Below are 17,946 nucleotides of genomic sequence, written 5' to 3' on the forward strand. Positions count from 1 at the left end.
CACTCCCATGCCTTCTGCGTCCTCCCCCGGCCTCGACCGCCGGCTCTTCCTCACCTCACTGCTCGGCGCCTCGGCGGCCGTGGCCGGGCTGAGCGGCTGCGCGGGCGGCAGTGCGGCCGCCGACACCGCGGGCGCCTCGACCGCGCCGCTGGCCGACAAGGTCCCGGCCGGCACCAGCCTGAAGATCGCCTCCTATCTGGGCGCCCAGCAGCTGCAGTTCAAGCTGGCCAAACTGCCCGCGCTGCCGTTCACGGTGTCCAGCTGGGCGAACATCGGCGCCGGTCCCGATGTCATCAACGCGTTCCGCGCCAAGTCCCTGGACGTCGCCAACAACGCGGGAATTCCGCCGATCCAGGCGCAGTTCCAGGGTTTCGCCGCAAAAATCGTGGCGATCGAACTGACCCGCAAGCCGAACTACCTGTTCGCCACCAAGCCCGGCAGCGACATACGCACGGTCGCCGAATTCAAGGGGAAGAAGCTCGCCTTCTCGCAGGGGCAGGCGCAGGGTGTCGTCCTGCTGCGGGCGCTCAAGGAGGCCGGGCTCGCCCACGACGACGTGAAGCTGGTCCCGCTGACCAGCAACCAGTTCCTCACCGCCCTGCAGTCCGGCCAGGTGGACGTGGCCCCGCTGGCCAACAGCCAGGCCCCGGCCTACCTCCAGCAGTACGGCCCGAAGGGCGCGCACACCATCGCCACCGACGTCGTCGACCTGCTGAACCTGCTGTGGGCGCCGCAGTCGGTGCTGAACGACAAGGCCAAGGCGGCCGCGGTCGCCGCGTACATCCCGCAGTGGGCCAAGGGCCTGGTCTGGCAGTGGGAGAACCCGGACACCTGGAACGAGGAGTTCTACGTCAGGACGCAGAACCTGACCCTCGCCCAGGCCCAGGGCATCACCAGGCTCGCCAACAAGCCGCTGTTCCCGCCGAGCTGGGACGAGGCGGTCAAGTGGGAGCAGGAGACCGCCGATCTGCTCGCGGAGGGCGGGTTCGTGAAGAAGACCGACGTCACCGGGCTCTTCGACCACCGCTTCGAGTCCCTCGCCGCCGAGGCCGTACCGGCGGAGTACCGGAAATGACCGCCGTGACCACCGGCACCGTGCCGGTTCCCGTCGCGGAGGAGGAGGCGCACCGGGTCCGGCCGCGCCGCCGGCTCTCCCCCGGCCGCCGGCTGCCCGCCGCCCGGCTGGCCGGCCCGCTCGTCGTCCTCGCCGCCTGGGCGATCGCCTCCGCCGCCGGGCAGCTCGACCCCGGCGCGATCCCGGCGCCCTGGACCGTCCTGGACACCGCCGTCCGCCTGTGGACCGCCGGGACGCTGCGCACCGACATCCTGACCTCCGTGGAGCGGGCCGGGTACGGCTTCGTGATCGGCCTGACCGCCGGGGTGCTGCTGGCCCTGGCCTCCGGGCTCACCCGCACCGGCGAGGCGCTGATCGACGGGACCGTGCAGATCAACCGGGCGATCCCCACCCTCGGCCTGATCCCGCTGTTCATCCTCTGGCTGGGCATCGGCGAGACCTTCAAGATCGCCATCATCGCGATCGTCGTCTACATCCCGGTCTACCTGAACACGCATGCCGCGCTGTCCGCGATCGACAGCCGGTACGTCGAACTCGCCGAGGTGCTGGACCTGTCGCGGCTCCGGTTCGTCCGGGAGGTCGTGATCCCCGGCGCGCTGCCCGGTTTCTTCGTGGGGCTCCGGCTCGGCGTCACCGGTTCCTGGCTCGGCCTGGTCGTCCTGGAGCAGATCAACGCCACCAGCGGCCTCGGTTACATGATGTTCCAGGCCCAGAACTACGGGCGCAGCGACATCATCCTGGTCGGCCTGCTGATCTACGGCGTCTTCGGTCTCGTCTCCGACACGGTGGTCCGGCTGATCGAACGGAGGGTGCTGTCATGGCGCCGCACACTGAGCAGCTGACCCGCCCCGCCGTCCGGCTCCGGGGCCTGACCCGGTCGTTCGGGGAGCGTACGGTCCTCGACTCCGTCGACCTCGATCTGCCGGCCGGGCAGTTCACCGCGCTGCTCGGGCACAGCGGCTCCGGCAAGAGCACCCTGCTGCGGGCCGTCGCCGGACTCGACCACGGGGTCGCCGGCAGCGGGGAACTCAGTGCGCCGGAGCGGGTCTCGGTGGTCTTCCAGGACTCCCGGCTGCTGCCCTGGCGCCGGGTCCTGGACAACGTGGTGCTGGGCCTGGACGGCAGGGACGCCCACGACAAGGGCCGCTCGGCGCTGACCGAGGTCGGGCTCGCGGGCCGCGAAGGGGCCTGGCCTGGCGAGCTGTCCGGCGGCGAGGCACAGCGGGCCGCGCTCGCCCGCTCCCTGGTCCGCGAACCCGAACTGCTCCTCGCCGACGAGCCGTTCGGCGCCCTGGACGCGCTCACCCGGATCAGGATGCACCACCTGCTGCGCGAGCTGTGGAAACGGCACCGCCCGTCCGTGCTGCTCGTCACCCACGACGTCGACGAGGCGATCGTCCTCGCCGACCGGGTCCTCGTCCTGGAGCGGGGCCGGATCGGCCTCGACCTGACCGTGGACCACGACCGGCCGCGCAGCGAGTACCGGAGCCGGCTGCTGGCGGCGCTTGGCGTCGCCGAGGACGTCACGTGACCGTCGTTTGTGGTGGCCGTCCCGGGGGCTGCCGCCCCCCCGCCCCCCGCTTCGGCCTTCGGCCTCGTCCTCAATCGCCGGACGGGCTCAAAAGATGCAAAGGACCCCGCATGACCCGCCAGCTCCACCTCAACGCCTTCCTGATGAACACCGGTCACCACGAGGCCTCCTGGCGTCTCCCGGAGAGCGACCCCTACGCGCACGTCGACCTCGGGCACTACGTCGGGCTCGCCCGCACCGCCGAGCGCGGCACCTTCGACTCCCTCTTCCTCGCCGACGGCCCGCACCTGTGGGGCAGCGTCGAGCAGCGGCCCGCCGGAGCCCTGGAACCGCTCACCCTGCTCACCGCGCTGGCCACGGCCACCGAGCACATCGGCCTGATCGCCACCGCGTCCACCTCCTACAACTCCCCCTACAACCTGGCCCGCAGGTTCGCCTCGCTGGACATCATCAGCGGCGGCCGGGCCGGCTGGAACATCGTCACCACGGCGGGGGCGGAGGCGGCCCGCAACTTCGGCATCGACGAGGAGCCCGCGCACGCCGAGCGGTACGCGCGGGCCGCCGAGTTCCTCGACGTGGCGCTGAAGCTCTGGGACAGCTGGGAGGACGACGCGATCGTCGCCGACAAGGCGGCCGGTGTCTGGGGCGACGACGCGAAGATCCACCCGCCCCGGCACCGGGGCACGTACCTCAGTGTCGAGGGCGCCCTCAACGTGCCCCGCAGCCCGCAGGGTTACCCACTGCTGGTGCAGGCCGGGTCGAGCGAGGACGGCAAGGCGTTCGCGGCCCGGTACGCGGAGGCCGTGTTCACCGCGCAGCAGACCGTCGAGGAGGCGCGGGCGTTCTACGCCGACCTGAAGTCCCGTACCGCCGCGGCCGGCCGCGACCCCGACCACATCAAGGTGCTGCCCGGCATCGTCCCGGTCATCGGCTCGACCGAGGCCGAGGCGCGGGCCAACGAGCAGGTCCTGGAGGACCACATCGTGCACCGGCACGGGGTCGACCGCCTGGAGCGGCTGCTGCACCTGCCCGCCGGAACCCTGGAGCTGGACGCCCAACTGCCGGGCGGCCTCCCCTCCGAGGACGCCATCGAGGGCGCCAGGAGCCGCTACACCCTGGTCGTCGGGCTCGCCCGCCGCGAGCGGCTCACCGTGCGGCAGCTGATCGGCCGGCTCGGCGGCGGACGCGGGCACCTGACCTTCACCGGAACGCCCGAGCAGGTCGCCGACGCGATCGGGACCTGGTTCACCGAGGGCGCCGCCGACGGTTTCAACATCATGCCGCCCGTGCTGCCGTCCGGTCTGGAGGCCTTCGTCGACCACGTCGTCCCGATCCTGCGCGCCCGCGGCCTGCTGCGCAACGAGTACGGCCCGCGCCGGACCCTGCGGGAGCGCTACGGCCTCCCGCGCCCCGCCAACCAGTACGCCACCCCCGCACCGGCCACCGCCTGACACCCGCAGAAAGCCCGAGAATCCGGAAGGACGCACCCGTATGTCCATCGAGATCCGCAAGGTCACCGCGCACATCGGCGCCCAGGTCCTGGGCGTGGACATCGCCGAGCCGCTCGACGCGGAGCAGGTCGCCGCGATCCGCGAGGCCCTGAACGTCCACAAGGCCCTGGTCTTCGACGGCGTCCGCCTCGACGACGAGGGCCAGGAGGCCTTCGCCCGGCACTTCGGCGACCTGACCACCGCCCACCCGACGGTGCCCGCCGTCGACGGCGCCCCGAACGTGCTGCCCGTCGACAGCGAGCGCGGCCGGGCCAACCACTGGCACACCGACGTGACGTTCGTCCTGAACCCGCCGCAGGCCAGCACCCTGCGCTCCCTCACGGTCCCGCCGTACGGCGGCGAGACCCTGATCACCAGTTCGGCCGCCGCCTACCGCCAGCTCCCGGAGCCGCTGCGGGCGCTGGCCGACACGCTGTGGGCGGAGCACACCAACGACTACGACTACGCCGTACCGGACGAGGAGATCGACGAGGAGAAGGCCGCCCAGCGCGCCCAGTTCACGTCGACCAGGTTCCGCACGGTCCACCCGGTGGTCCGGGTGCACCCGCTGACCGGTGAACGCGGCCTGTTCATCGGCGGGTTCGCGCAGCGGATCGCCGGCCTGTCGAAGGACGAGTCCCGCAGGGTCCTCGACCTGCTGCAGGCCTACGTCACCCGCCCCGAGAACATCCTGCGCCACCGCTGGTCCCCCAACCAGCTCGTCCTGTTCGACAACCGCATCACCCAGCACTACGCCGTCGACAACTACGACGGCCTGCCGCGCCGCCTCCACCGCGTCACCGTCGCCGGCGACGTCCCGGTCGGCATCGAGGGCAAGGAGAGCTACTCGATCGAGGGCGACGCCTCGCACTACACCTCGGTAGCCGTGTGACCACGGCGCGCTGACGGCGCGTCCGGACAGCGGGCGGCCCCTCCGGGACGACGGAGAGGCCGCCCGCACGGGTCTTCGTCGCCGTCTCCCGGCTTCTGCCGCGCCGCCGCCCGGCCGGTGCGGCACCGGAGCAGCCGGTCGTGCGCATGCGGGCGTGCCCCTACCCGACTCCCGACACTCTTGCTGCTAGCCTGCACTTGCAAGTAGGTTGCAATAAGAGGTTCGGAGGGGACCCACGCCCATGCCCGTCTACACGCTTCCTGAACTGCCCTACGACTACTCCGCGCTCGCGCCCGTGATCAGCCCCGAGATCATCGAGTTGCACCACGACAAGCACCACGCGGCGTACGTGAAGGGCGCCAACGACACCCTGGAGCAGCTGGCGGAGGCGCGCGACAAGGAGAGCTGGGGGGCGGTCAACGGGCTGGAGAAGAACCTGGCCTTCCATCTCTCCGGCCACATCCTGCACAGCATCTACTGGCAGAACATGACCGGCCCGAAGGACGGCGGCGGTGAGCCGCTGGCGGCGGACGGGGTGGGTGAGCTGGCCGGGGCGATCACCGAGTCCTTCGGCTCGTTCGCGGGCTTCAAGGCGCAGCTGACCAAGGCGGCGGCCACCACCCAGGGCTCCGGCTGGGGCGTCCTGGCGTACGAGCCGCTCAGCGGGCGGCTGATCGTGGAGCAGGTCTACGACCACCAGGGCAACGTCGGCCAGGGGTCGGTGCCGGTCCTCGTCTTCGACGCCTGGGAGCACGCCTTCTACCTGCAGTACCGGAACCAGAAGGTCGACTTCATCGACGCCATGTGGGCCGTCGTCGACTGGCAGGACGTGGCACGCCGGTACGCGGCCGCGCGGTCCCGGGCGGATGTGCTGCTGCTGGCTCCCTGAGCCGCCGACGCGTCCTGCCTCGTGATCGTCTTCTCACCGTTCACCGCGGGCAGGCGGAAGAAGGAAGGCCCCCGCGAGGACGTGACTCGCGGGGGCCTTCCGGCGCGGTCGCCCAGGGCTTGCGGCCGAGGCCGCCGGGCGCGGAGGCGGGACCTAGAGGTTGCTGAAGTCGGGGCCCTTGGTGCGGGTCCGCTTGATCTCGTAGAAGCCGGGGACGGAGGCGACCGCGAGGGTGCCGTCCCACAGGCGGGCCGCCTCCTCGCCCTTGGGGGCGGGGGTGACGACCGGGCCGAAGAAGGCGATCTGCTCGCCGTCGGAGCCGGGGACCGCGATGACCGGGGTGCCGACGTCCTGGCCGACCTTGTCGATGCCCTCCTTGTGGGAGGCGCGCAGCTCGGCGTCGAACTCGAAGTCCTCCTGGTCGGCGTAGTCGATCAGGTCGGCCGGCAGGCCGACGTCCGCGAGCGCGCCCGCGACGGCCTCCAGGGTCGGGCCCTCGCCGTTGTTGTGGATGCGGGTGCCGAGCGCGGTGTACAGCGGGCCGATGATGTCGGAGCCGTGCTTCTGCCAGGCCGCGGTGACCACGCGGATCGGCTTCCACGCCTTGGTCTCCAGCAGCTCGCGGTACTCCTCGGGCAGCTCGTCGAGCTTGGGCTCGTTGAGGACCGCGAGGCTCATGATGTGCCAGCGGACCTCGATGTCGCGGACCTTCTCCACCTCCAGGACCCAGCGGGAGGTCATCCAGGCCCAGGGGCACAGCGGGTCGAACCAGAAGTCGACGGGGGTCTTGCCGGAGCTGGTCACGGTCTCGGACATGGTTCTCCTCGGAATACAGGCCTTTTCCAGCGGCAACACCGTCACCGGCCACCCCATTCCCGGGTGCCCGCCGTCAGGGGCGCGTGGGAGGATCGGTGCTGTCCCGACCACTGACGACGATGCGTTTCGACACGAAGGAGTGCCGCCCGTGCCCGGTGAGAATCTGTCCCGCGACGAGGCCCGGGAGCGGGCCGCCCTGCTGTCGGTCGACGGGTACGACGTGTCGCTGGACGTCCGGTCCGCCGTCGGGGAGAGCCAGGACGAGCCGCGCACCTTCCGCTCGGTGACCACGATCCGCTTCCGCTGCAACGAGCCGGGCGCGTCGAGCTTCGCCGACCTGGTCGCGCCGGGCGTGACCGCCGTGACCCTGAACGGCAAGGACCTCGACCCCGGGGAGGTCTTCGACGGCACCCGGATCGCCCTGGAGGACCTGGCCGCGGAGAACGAGCTGGTGGTGGACGCCCGGTGCGCCTACTCCCGCACCGGCGAGGGCCTGCACCGTTTCGTCGACCCCGAGGACGGCGAGGTCTACCTCTACACGCAGTACGAGCCGGCCGACTCGCGCCGGGTCTTCGCCAACTTCGAGCAGCCGGACCTCAAGGCGCCGTTCCGCTTCGAGGTGCGGGCGCCCGAGGGGTGGACGGTGTGGAGCAACGGCGCCGGTGAACTGGCCGACGGTGTCTGGCGGTTCGCGGAGACCAGGCCGATCTCGACGTACATCACGTGCGTGGTGGCGGGGCCCTACCACTACGTGACGGACGCGTACTCCCGCACCCTGCCGGACGGCTCGACGCTGGAGATCCCGCTCGGCGCGATGTGCCGCAAGGGCCTCGCCCCCTACTTCGACGCGGACGACGTCTTCCTGATCACCAGGCAGGGGCTGGACTTCTTCCACGAGCACTTCGACTACCCGTACCCGTTCGGGAAGTACGACCAGGCGTTCGTGCCCGAGTACAACCTCGGGGCGATGGAGAACCCTGGTCTGGTGACCTTCCGGGAGGAGTACATCTTCCGGGGCAAGGTGACGCAGGCGTCGTACGAGGCGCGCGCCAACGTGATCCTGCACGAGATGGCGCACATGTGGTTCGGCGACCTGGTCACCATGGTGTGGTGGGACGACCTGTGGCTGAAGGAGTCCTTCGCGGACTTCATGGGCACGTTCGCGAACGTCGGCGCCACCCGCTTCCAGAACGCCTGGACCACCTTCGCCAACCGCCGCAAGGCCTGGGCGTACCGCGCCGACCAGCTGCCCTCCACGCACCCGATCACGGCGGACATCCGCGACCTCCAGGACGCCAAGCTCAACTTCGACGGCATCACCTACGCCAAGGGCGCCTCCGTCCTCAAGCAGCTGGTGGCCTACGTCGGCCAGGACGCGTTCCTGGAGGGCGCCCGCCGCTACTTCAAGCGCAACGCGTACGGCAACACGCGCCTCGGCGACCTGCTGTCGGTCCTGGCGGAGACCAGCGGCCGGGACATGGGCGCCTGGGCCGGGAAGTGGCTGCAGACGGCGGGGGTGAACTCGCTGACCCCGCAGGTGCTGCTCGACGGGGACGGCAGGGTGGCCGAGCTGACCGTGCTGCAGGAGGCGGCCGAGTCGCACCCCGAGCTGCGCCCGCACCGGGTCGCGATCGGCCTGTACCGGCTGGAGGGCGGCGACCTGGTCCGGTACGCGCGCGCCGAGGCGGACGTGGACGGCCCCCGTACGGTGATCACCGAGCTGGCCGGCGCCGACGCCCCGGAGCTGGTCCTGGTCAACGACGACGACCTCACCTACTGCAAGATCCGCTTCGACGAGACCTCGCTGGCGACCCTGCGCGACCGGCTCGGCTCGCTCACCGACCCGCTGGCCCGCGCGCTGTGCTGGTCGGCGCTGTGGAACCTGACCCGGGACGCGCTGCTGCCCGCCCGGGACTTCGTCGGCCTGGTGCTGCGGTTCGCGAGCCGCGAGTCGGACATCGGCGTGCTGCAGATGCTCCAGGCGTGGGCGGAGTCGGCGCTGGTGAACTACGTGGCGCCCGAGGGCCGGGAGGCGGCCGGGCGGCTGCTCGCCGAGGGCGCCCTGCGGGAGCTGCGGCAGGCGGCGCCGGGCAGCGAGCACCAGCTGGCCTGGGCCCGCTTCTTCGCGTCGACGGCGGCCGACGAGCCCGGCCTCCGACTGCTCCAGGACCTCCTGTCGGGGGCGGCGGCGATCGACGGCCTGGACGTCGACCAGGAGCTGCGCTGGGCGTTCCTCGAACCCCTCGCCGCGCACGGCCTGGCCGACGAGTCGGTCCTGGCGGCCGAACTGGCCCGGGACGACACGGCGTCCGGCAAGCGCCACCAGGTGCGCTGCCTGGCCGCCCGTCCGTCGGCGGCGGTGAAGGCGCAGGCGTGGGCGCAGGTCGTGGAGTCGCAGGCGCTGTCCAACGCGCTGGTGGAGGCGACGATCGCGGGCTTCGCCCAGGCCTCGCAGCGGGAGCTGCTGGCCCCGTACGCCGAGAAGTACTTCGAGGTCATCGCCGGGATCTGGGCGGACCGCTCGATCCAGATCGGCATGGACGTGGTGCGGGGCCTGTACCCCTCCCTCCAGGACCGTCCGGAGACCCTGGCGGCGACGGACGCGTGGCTGACGGCGCACGCCGACGCGGCTCCGGCGCTGCGGCGGCTGGTCCTGGAGGCCCGGGACGACCTGGCACGGACGTTGCGCGGACAGGAGTGCGACGCGCGGGCCGCCGAGGCCGCCGCCGGCTGATCTTTGGCCAGAGGTTGCCCGCCGGGTGACCGTTACGCAATTCATTCCATCATGGCCGTAACCCCTGGTCCCCACCCATCCGGACCAGGGGTTTTGGCTCCCTACTCGGCACCCGAACACCCGTCCTTTAGTACCGCCTTGTCCGCATTTTTCGACGAGTGCGTAACACCGGTTAAGGACCCGGCCGGCCCCGGGAATCCCGAGGCCATGACCCACAACACCCCGCTCTCCCCCCGCCCCCTCCGCCACCTGTCCGACGTCCACCGCCGGGTCCTGACGACGGCCCAGCTCCGCTCGCACGGCGTCGCGGCCACCGAGATCGCCGAGCAGTGCCGGCCGGGCGGCCCCTGGCAGCAGCTGCTGCCGGGCGTGGTCCTGCTCCACCCCGGCCCCCCGACCAGCGAGGAACGCCTGCACGGCGCGCTCCTGTTCACGGCGCGCGAGCCGGTCCCGGGTGTCCCGGCGCAGCCCGCCCCGGACTCCCCGCACCGCCCGGTCCACGCGGACGTGATGATCACGGGCCTGGCGGCGCTGACCCTGCACGGCTTCTCCTCGACCCCGCCGCTGCTCTCCCTGGACCACGTGGACGTCCTGGTCCCGCGGCTGCGCCGGCTGCGCTCCACCTCCTACGTCCGCGTGCTCCGCGCCCCGGCCCTGCCCACCCCCGAGCAGGTCACGGGCCTCCCGGTCGCCCCGGTCCCCCGTGCCCTCGCGGACGCGGTGGCGGACCTGACCGACGCGGAGGCGGTACGCCGGCTGCTGACCGAGGCGGTGCGCGGCGGCCACTGCGAACCGGCGGCGGTGGTACGGGCGTTGAACGAGGCGAAGCTGCTCTCCCGCCCCCACGTGGTGGACGCCGTCGACTCCCTGGTCGCCGAGGGCCGGGCCATCGCCGAGGACCGTCTGTACCGGATGGTCCACGAGTACGGCCTCCCCGACCCGGTCTGGAACGTGGACCTGAGGCTGCCGGGCGGCCCGCACCTGGGCGGCGTCGACGCCTACTGGCCGGAGCAGGGGGTCGCCGTCGAACTCGACACCCGCGCACCCCGCCAGGACGAGGACGCCCTGTGGTCCGAGTACGCCCGCAAGCGCGAGCACCTGGAGCGGCTCGGCATCACGGTCGTCTACCTCACCCCGCGAAAGCTCCGCGACGCGATGGAACAGCAGGCGGCGGTGGTCCGCACGGCCCTGATGGCAGCCGGCGACCGCGACCCGGCCGCGTACGTGGTGGTACTGCCGCGCTGAAAAGCGCCCCCGGAACAGCACCCCGAAGGGCCCCGAAGGGGTCCTGAAGGGGCGCGGGGAACTGCGCGACCGGCCACGACGGCGCAGCAGACGAAAGAGGCCGCCGGTTCGGAGGGGAACCGACGGCCTCTTCCCGCGTCGCGGGGGGGGAGGGAGAGGGAACGGGGGAGAGACGGCGCGTCGCTACTGCCCGCCGACCCCCGGGCGCAGCCCGTCGCGGACGTCGCCGACGACGTGCCCGAGCAGGTCGGCGTAGGCGGCGATCATCCGGGTCCGGCTGAACCGCTCGCGGCTCGCCGCCAGCGCGGGAGCGAACAGCTCCCGGTCGGCCACCGCCGCCGACCACGCGAAGGCGATCGCGTCGGGGTCGAAGGGCGTCACGAACCCGTGCCCCTCGACGATCGACGCGCTGTCGCCGACGTCCGTCGTGACCGGGACGGCACCGCACATCATGCCCTCGATGAGGCAGAGCGGCGCCGCCTCGCCGGAGGCGGAGGTGAGGGCGACGACGTCGGAGCCGGCGTAGACGGTCTCCATGTCGTGCCGTACGCCGAGCAGGTGCAGCCGGTCGCCGAGGGCGGCCCGGTCGGCGCCGAAGGCGACCTCGATGTCGGCCCACAGGGCGGGGTTGTCCTCGGTCATCCCGGCCCCGCACATCACGACGTGGCCGCCCCCCTCGCGGGCCAGCCAGGCCCGCGCCGCCCGCAGGAAGAGCGGCACGTTCTTCATCCCGGCGTACCGGGCGGCGAACACGACGACGGGAGCGCCGGGGGCGCCGGGGCCGTCCGGAACCGTGGCGGGGATGCCGAGGGACTCGCGGAAGGCGAGCCGCAGCGCCGCGTCGGGCCGGAAGCGGAGCAGGTCGACGCCGTTCGGGATCACGTGCAGCAGCTCGCCGGGGATCCCGGCGGCCTCGTACGCGTCCCGGGTGGACTCGGCGCAGCACACGCAGGCGGCCACCGTGCCGTCCGCGATGGCGGCCTTGAGTTCGTCCAGCGCCCGGCCCTGGTTCTCCGGGTCGGAGCGGTGCAGGCAGACGACGACGGGACGGCGCGGCAGCCCGGCCTGGTTGAGCAGCGCGAGCGGCTGCTCCTTCAGGGACAGGATGACGTCCGCACCGGCCATGGCCCGTGCCGTATCGGCCAGTTCGGGGCCGCTGAAAACCGACGCCGCGACGGTGCCGTCCACGAGCCCGGCGGTGCGGCCGAGGGAGGTGACCTCGATGCCGCCGGCCGTAAGGGCCCGGTAACACGCGTCGTCCTCCATGCGTTGTGTGGTGGCTTCTCGGTGGACCTCACCGTGCAGACTCAGCACCCGATGCCACTGCTGTCCGCCCTCTACCAGGCCCAGCAGCACATCACTGTGCACGATCCGGGCTCCCCCGGAGAAAAAGCCCTCATAGACCGAGAGCACACGAAGTCCGAGCCGAGCGTCCACACGACCACCTGCCTTGCACCAGATCGAGCCATCCCCGGGATCCGCGGGTTAGCCGATATGAGGCGGTACGGACGTTTCATTCGGATGAACGGAGTGTCTCGTGTCGGAGTCGGCTGCGTTTACAGGATCAGCGCCGGACCCGCTGCCGCCAACATCATTCCACTTCTCGCGCCGCCACCCTTCTGACCTGCACTTTTACAAGGGCATTCGGCTCCCCCGCGCCCTCCGGACGACTGCCGCCGACGGCAAAAAATCGGCAAGCCAGGCACCCGGACGCGCGACGATGTCACGGGCCGCGGTGCGCGTTGAGGCGGGCGGCCCGGCGGGTCAGGTGGTCGCGTTCGGCGAGGTTCGTGGCCTTGCGGGCGGCCTCGGCGTACAGGCGTGCGGCGGTCACCGGGTCGCCGTCGCGTTCGTGCAGGTGGGCGGCGACCGCGGGGTGCCGGGGCAGGCCCGGGTCCAGCTCGGCGAGGGCGGCGAGGCCGGCCCGGGGACCGTCGGCCTCGCCGACGGCGACCGCGCGGTTGAGCCGGACGACGGGACTGTCGGTGAGGCGCACGAGTTCGTCGTACCACTCGACGATCTGCACCCAGTCGGTCTCCCCGGCGGTGGGCGCGTCCGCGTGCAGGGCGGCGATGGCGGCCTGGGCCTGGTACTCGCCGAGGCGGTCGCGGGCGAGGGCGCCCTGGAGGATCCCGACGCCCTCGGCGATCAGGCGGGTGTCCCAGCGGCTCCGGTCCTGTTCCTCAAGGGGCACCAGGCTGCCGTCGGGCGCGGTGCGGGCGGTGCGGCGGGCGTGGTGGAGCAGCATGAGGGCGAGCAGTCCGGCCGCCTCGGGGTGGTCGATCCGGGCCGCGAGCTGCCGGGTGAGCCGGACGGCCTCGGCGGCCAGGTCCACGTCGCCGGAGTAGCCCTCGTTGAAGACCAGGTAGAGGACGCGCAGCACGGTGGCGACGTCGCCGGGCCGGTCGAGGCGGACGCCGGAGACCGTGCGCTTGGCGCGGCTGATCCGCTGCGCCATGGTCGCCTCGGGCACCAGGTACGCCCGGGCGATCTGCCGGGTGGTGAGGCCGCCGACGGCGCGCAGGGTGAGGGCGACCGCGGCGGAGGGACTGAGGGAGGGGTGGGCGCAGAGGAAGTAGAGGTGGAGGGTGTCGTCGGCGGCGGGGACGGGTCCCGGCGGCGGCTCGTCGTCCACGCGGTCCTCGCGCCGGCGGCGGGCGGTGTCCGCGCGGGCCGCGTCGAGGAACCGCCGCCAGGCCACGGTGACCAGCCACCCCTTCGGGTCGCGCGGCGGATCCGCCGGCCAGACCCGGAACGCCTCGACCAGGGCGTCCTGCACGGCGTCCTCGGCCGCCGCGAAGTCGGCTCCGCGGCGGACGAGGACGGTGAGCACGCCCGGGGTGAGGCTCCTGAGCAGGACCTCGTCCATCAGTGGCAGGACTCCGCGATGGTGGGCGGCGCGGTCAGGAAGGGACGCACCTCCAGCCACTCGTGGATCGGCCTGCCGCCCGCCCCCGGGGCCGCGGACAGCTCACCGGCCAGCTCCACGGCGCGCTCCTGGCTGTCGACGTCGATCACCATCCAGCCGGCGATGAGGTCCTTGGTCTCGGCGAACGGGCCGTCGGTGACCGGCGGGCGCCCCTCGCCGTCGTAGCGGACCCACAGCCCGTCGGGGGCCAGGGCCTGGCCGTCGACGAACTCGCCGGACTTCTCCAGCCTGGCCGCGAAGTCGTTCATGTACCGGATGTGGGCCGAGATCTCCTCGGGCGTCCACCGGTCCATGGGCACGTCGTTGACTGCGGCCGGGGCGCCGCGGTAGTGCTTCAGCAGCAGGTACTTGGCCATGGTGGTTCTCCTCGGTGCCGGTGCGACCCATTGTGGCCGCCTTCACCCCTGGGACGGAGCCGGCTGCGGGTTCTCGACATCGCCGCCGAGAATTTCTTCCGGCTCGCGTCGCCGCGGCTCAGCTCCCGCAGAACTCCGCCTCGGCCACCGCGTCCTTGTCGCCCGTCCAGTCGGCGTTGAAGTTGAGGGCCAGGGCGTGGCGGCCGTCGGGGGTGGTGGCCGCGGTGGAGGAGGAGCCGTGGATGCCGCCGTCGTGGCCCCAGACGCGGACACCGCAGGGGAGGGTGACCTCGATCAGGCCGAGGCCGTACGCGCTGTTGGGGTCGCCGGGGACGGGCGTGGTGGTCTTCATCTCCTTCAGCTGGTGCGCGGGGAGCAGCCTGCCGCGCAGGAGGGCCTCGTAGAAGCGGGTCAGGTCGGCGGAGGTGGAGATCATCTCGCCGGCCGAGGAGGCCATGGAGGGGTTGAGGGCGGTGACGTCGTAGGTGGGGCCCGTCGTGGTCTCGGCGAGCTTCGAGTAGGCGCGGCTGCTCGGGCGCGGCAGGGTGGTGCGGGTGCCGGGGAGGGAGGTGCCGGTCAGGTGGAGGGGCCTGATCACCCGGTCGGTGATCTCCTGGGCGTACGAGCGGCCGGTCACCGCCTTGATCACCATGCCGGCGAGCACGTAGTTGGTGTTGGAGTAGGCCCAGCCGGTGCCCGGCGCGAAGGCCGGCGGGTGCTGCACCGCGATCGCCACCAGCCCGGCGGGGGTCAGCGTGTCGTAGCGGTGCCGGAAGAAGCCGTCCTTCAGGAAGTAGGTGCGGCCGAAGTCGGCGTCGCTCGTGTAGTTGAAGATGCCGCTGGTGTGGTTGAGGAGCTGACGGACGGTGATGCGGCGGCCGTCGTTGCCGTGGCCGGACACCACGTCCGGCAGCCACCTGTCCACCGTGTCGTCGAGGGACAGCCGGCCCTCGGCCTCCAGTTGCAGCAGGACGGTGGCCACGAAGGTCTTGGTGATGCTGCCGACCCGGTAGCGGTCGGACGGGGACCGCGGGGCGCCGGTGGCGATGTCGCCCGCCCCGGCCGTCGCCGACCAGGTGCCGTGGCCGTCCCGGACGGTGGCCGTCGCCCCCGGGACGCCGTCCCGGACCGCGGCCTCGATCGCCTTGCGGGTGGCCTGGTGGCCGGCCGCGGCCGCCGTGGGCGCCGGCCCGGCCGGTGCCGCCAGTGCCGGTCCCGCGAGCGCTGCCGACAGGGCCAGTGCGGTGGCCGCGACCAGCGTCGTGCGTACGGACATGTCTCTCCCCCGGTCGAGTGGTCGTACTCGGTCGGAGGGAGGGACACCGTGCTGATCGGCGAGGTTGCCCGGCCCGGTCCGGTTGAGCGATTCTCAGCCCTTCTTCAGGACCAGCTCCGTGTTCCGGTCCGCCGGGTCGCCGGCGAGGGCCTTGCTGGCGCCGGGGGCGTTGAAGGCCAGTTCGCGGTAGAGGGCGGCGAGGCCGGTCTGGGAGAGGTCGGAGAAGTCGGTGCGGTGCGGGGCGGCGGACTCGATCAGCGTGGTGAAGAGCGAGATCGTGCCGTCCTTGTTGTCCACCAGCTCGACGATCCTCGCGAGGTGCGGGTAGTCGACGTGCGAGGCGGTGGTGATCTCCCAGAAGGAGTTGCCGTTGGAGGCCTTGTGCGCGGTGATGAGGTTGCGGTGGATGTGGCCGTTCACCCAGGCCAGCACGTTGGCGTGGCGGTTGAGCAGGGTGACCAGCTCGGCGCCGGTGTGGCGGCGGTCGCTCGGGTGGGCCGGGTCCGGACGGGTGTTGGTCATCGACTTGCCGGTGTGGTGGCTGAAGACGACCGCGTAGGAGTCCTTGTTCTCCTTCAGGGTCTTCTCCAGCCAGGCCAGCTGGACCGTGCCGATCGATCCGTCGTAGTGGCCGCCCGCGTCCGTCGTGTCCAGGCTGATGCCGATGACGTCGTCGGAGATGCGGAAGGCGTAGTACTGGGTGCCCGCGGCCAGGTTGGCGCTGGAGTAGCCGTGGCCGACCGGGCCGAGGCCCTGGTAGGCCGGGTCCAGGTGGGCCTTGAGGTAGTCCGCGGGGGTGTAGGGGGCGCGCTTGTCGTCCGCGGTCACCGAGCGCATCGACCGGGCGTGCGCCTTGAGGAAGTCGCGGTAGCCGCTGCCCTTGGGGTCCTGCGCGTTGCGGATGCTGTCCTGGAGCTTCTTGGCCTCGGCGTCGCTGACCGACATCAGCTTCTTGCCGGCGACCGCGGCCGCGGCCAGGTAGGGGTCGGCGTGCGAGCCGAAGCAGCCGAGCGGCAGGGCGTCGTGGTTGCCGACCGTGGAGTACCAGGGCAGGTTGAGGCCGGGGCTCTTCACCTCGCGGATCGCGGCGGCCAGGTAGCCCGCGAGGTGCGGGAAGCCGAGCGTCTTGTCCTGGTCGCGGACGGTCGAGGAGGCCTGCCAGTACAGCTTCATCCCGCTGTTCTGGACGCCCTCGTAGTGCTTGGGGTCACCGGTGTTGGGGGTGATCCGGCCGCCGCTCATCACCTTCATGAACCACTCCAGTTCGGAGTGGGCGTTGTTGTCGGTGTTGTCGCCGGTCGTCATCACGAAGTGCAGCGGCGAGCCGGTGACCGGGGCGCCGCGCAGCGCGTTGACCCGCTCGACGAGCGAGACCGCGCCGGGCACGGTGAGCGCCTCGTGCGGGCGCCAGGCGTGCCGGTCGTGGACGCGCACGTACTCCAGGCGCAGCGGGTGCTGGACGTCCATCAGGTGCAGGTCGGTGAACTGCACGAACGCGGCGAGGGCGGTACGGCGGTTCTCCCGGCCGGACTTGGCGGCGGCCAGGTCGGAGCGCAGCACGCGCGCCCAGCCGGCGCCGTCGCCGAGCCGCCGGTACCCGGAGCTGTTGCGAGGCGCGGCGACCGAGGCGAGGGTGGTGCCCTTGGTGTACGGGGCGAGGGCGGCCGCCGCGGCCCTGCGGCCCTCGGCGACCGGCTGCTCCTCGGCCGCGGCGGGTGCGGCCTCGCTGTCGGTGGGACGCAGCGCGTAGCCGACGCCCGCGGAGAGCGAGACGGCTCCGGCGGCGGCGAGCACGGTACGGCGGTTGATCTCCAGTGCCTCGCGGCCCTTCTGGGCCGCGGAGGTGGCGACAGAGCGTATGCGCGACATGGCGCGATCTCCCCGAGTACGAACGCGTCGGCAGTGGTCACGGGCGATCGCTTCCGCGAACTTCCCGCTCACTGTGGATCGTTGGCACCGGGGGTGACCTGCGCGTGAACGCGGCGGCAACGTGCAGCGCCGATCACCGTACGTGGATCAGCGGAGGTGGGGACCGGTCATGGAGCGGATTGCGGGCGGCCGGGGCCCGGCTACTCCGCGTTCATCTGCCGGGGTAGGGGAGGGTCTCCGGCGCTTACGACTGCTCTTCTGCAAACCGTCCGGCGGCCGGGCGCTCCCGCCACAGCCGCAGGGCGACGTCGATCAGCGGGACGCGCCTGAGGGACGGTACGGCGTCGAGGTCCTGCCAGGCGGCCATGTCGGTCGAGCCGCCGACCTCGTTCCTGAGCTCGCCGCCGACGATCTCGCCGGTGTAGACGATCCGCACGCCGTGGTGGTCGGTGGCGGGGCGCCGCAGACCCGCGCGGGGGAAACGGACACGGTTCGAGTCGATGCCGAGCAGGCCGGTCACCTCGATGCGGTAGCCGGTCTCCTCCATGAGTTCACGGCGGACGGTGTCGTAGGGGTCCTCGCCGTGCTCCATGCCGCCGCCGGGCAGGACCCACTCGGACGTGCCGTCGCCGGCCGGTGACCGGGCGAGCAGGATCCGGTCGTCACGGACACACACGGCGTAGGCCGCCACCCTGAGCTTCTCGCGCACGTCGGCACGGTAGGGCGTGCGGCGGCCCCCGGCCAACGGGATTTCCTCGCACAGCAAGGGCACAGACAGGGGGTTTTCCCCATACGTTCATATCGATTCGGTCAACGTTCCCAAAAGACCGTTCCCTTGGGTGAA

General features: G+C 72.1%; 15 protein-coding genes. 8 read left to right on the forward strand and 7 right to left on the reverse strand.

Annotated elements, in window-relative coordinates:
- Positions 1-7: 7 nt before the first annotated feature.
- The 6 genes from ACIQVL_RS06595 to ACIQVL_RS06620 all read left to right on the forward strand — a co-directional run bounded on the left by ACIQVL_RS06595 (position 8) and on the right by ACIQVL_RS06620 (position 5,877).
- On the forward strand, positions 8-1,075 hold the full coding sequence (locus ACIQVL_RS06595; protein WP_403427599.1) for an ABC transporter substrate-binding protein: 1,068 nt from the start codon (positions 8-10) through the stop codon (positions 1,073-1,075).
- Positions 1,072-1,917 carry an ABC transporter permease gene (locus ACIQVL_RS06600; protein ID WP_403474603.1) on the forward strand — a complete coding sequence of 282 codons (846 nt, stop codon included), beginning with the start codon at positions 1,072-1,074 and terminating at the stop codon, positions 1,915-1,917. The genes ACIQVL_RS06595 and ACIQVL_RS06600 overlap by 4 nt, the downstream gene beginning before the upstream one ends.
- Positions 1,893-2,606 (forward strand): ABC transporter ATP-binding protein, encoded by a 714-nt coding sequence (locus ACIQVL_RS06605; protein ID WP_403474604.1) that lies wholly within the window; start codon positions 1,893-1,895, stop codon positions 2,604-2,606. The genes ACIQVL_RS06600 and ACIQVL_RS06605 overlap by 25 nt, the downstream gene beginning before the upstream one ends.
- A 110-nt stretch (positions 2,607-2,716) precedes the next feature.
- Positions 2,717-4,057 (forward strand): LLM class flavin-dependent oxidoreductase, encoded by a 1,341-nt coding sequence (locus tag ACIQVL_RS06610; protein WP_403474605.1) that lies wholly within the window; start codon positions 2,717-2,719, stop codon positions 4,055-4,057.
- A 40-nt stretch (positions 4,058-4,097) separates the two neighbouring features.
- Positions 4,098-4,988: a TauD/TfdA dioxygenase family protein gene (locus tag ACIQVL_RS06615; RefSeq protein ID WP_403427593.1), complete on the forward strand. Its 891-nt coding sequence runs from the start codon at positions 4,098-4,100 to the stop codon at positions 4,986-4,988.
- A 241-nt stretch (positions 4,989-5,229) separates the two neighbouring features.
- Entirely contained in the window at positions 5,230-5,877 is a 648-nt protein-coding gene (locus ACIQVL_RS06620; protein ID WP_403427592.1) for a superoxide dismutase, read from the forward strand.
- A 153-nt stretch (positions 5,878-6,030) separates the two neighbouring features.
- Here the strand turns inward: ACIQVL_RS06620 and ACIQVL_RS06625 are convergent, their stop codons facing one another.
- Positions 6,031-6,693 (reverse strand): DsbA family protein, encoded by a 663-nt coding sequence (locus ACIQVL_RS06625; protein WP_403474606.1) that lies wholly within the window; start codon positions 6,691-6,693, stop codon positions 6,031-6,033.
- 148 nt (positions 6,694-6,841) lie between these two features.
- Here ACIQVL_RS06625 and pepN point away from each other — a divergent pair, with 148 nt between their 5' ends.
- Positions 6,842-9,427 (forward strand): aminopeptidase N, encoded by a 2,586-nt coding sequence (gene pepN, locus ACIQVL_RS06630; RefSeq protein WP_403474607.1) that lies wholly within the window; start codon positions 6,842-6,844, stop codon positions 9,425-9,427.
- 207 nt (positions 9,428-9,634) lie between these two features.
- A complete protein-coding gene (locus ACIQVL_RS06635) occupies positions 9,635-10,672 on the forward strand; it encodes a hypothetical protein (protein WP_403427587.1) in 1,038 nt (345 codons plus the stop codon).
- Positions 10,673-10,855: 183 nt separating this feature from the next.
- On the opposite strand, the gene ACIQVL_RS06640 is transcribed toward ACIQVL_RS06635, so the two are convergent.
- From ACIQVL_RS06640 to ACIQVL_RS06665, 6 genes are all read right to left on the reverse strand, one after another.
- Positions 10,856-12,040 (reverse strand): glycosyltransferase, encoded by a 1,185-nt coding sequence (locus tag ACIQVL_RS06640; RefSeq protein WP_403427585.1) that lies wholly within the window; start codon positions 12,038-12,040, stop codon positions 10,856-10,858.
- 355 nt (positions 12,041-12,395) lie between these two features.
- Positions 12,396-13,541, reverse strand: coding sequence for an RNA polymerase sigma factor (locus ACIQVL_RS06645; RefSeq protein ID WP_403474608.1), 1,146 nt, complete (start codon positions 13,539-13,541; stop codon positions 12,396-12,398).
- On the reverse strand, positions 13,541-13,957 hold the full coding sequence (locus ACIQVL_RS06650; protein WP_403427581.1) for a YciI family protein: 417 nt from the start codon (positions 13,955-13,957) through the stop codon (positions 13,541-13,543). Before ACIQVL_RS06650 ends, ACIQVL_RS06645 begins: the two co-directional genes overlap by 1 nt.
- 118 nt (positions 13,958-14,075) lie before the next feature.
- A complete protein-coding gene (locus ACIQVL_RS06655; protein ID WP_403474609.1) occupies positions 14,076-15,233 on the reverse strand; it encodes a serine hydrolase domain-containing protein in 1,158 nt (385 codons plus the stop codon).
- Between the two features lie 93 nt (positions 15,234-15,326).
- Positions 15,327-17,102 (reverse strand): TIGR03767 family metallophosphoesterase, encoded by a 1,776-nt coding sequence (locus ACIQVL_RS06660; RefSeq protein ID WP_403474610.1) that lies wholly within the window; start codon positions 17,100-17,102, stop codon positions 15,327-15,329.
- 244 nt (positions 17,103-17,346) lie between these two features.
- Positions 17,347-17,811, reverse strand: coding sequence for an NUDIX hydrolase (locus ACIQVL_RS06665; RefSeq protein ID WP_403427577.1), 465 nt, complete (start codon positions 17,809-17,811; stop codon positions 17,347-17,349).
- Positions 17,812-17,946 lie beyond the last annotated feature (135 nt).

Source organism: Streptomyces sp. NPDC090499 (assembly GCF_044769305.1).
In the GTDB taxonomy this organism is placed as follows: Bacteria; Actinomycetota; Actinomycetes; order Streptomycetales; family Streptomycetaceae; genus Streptomyces.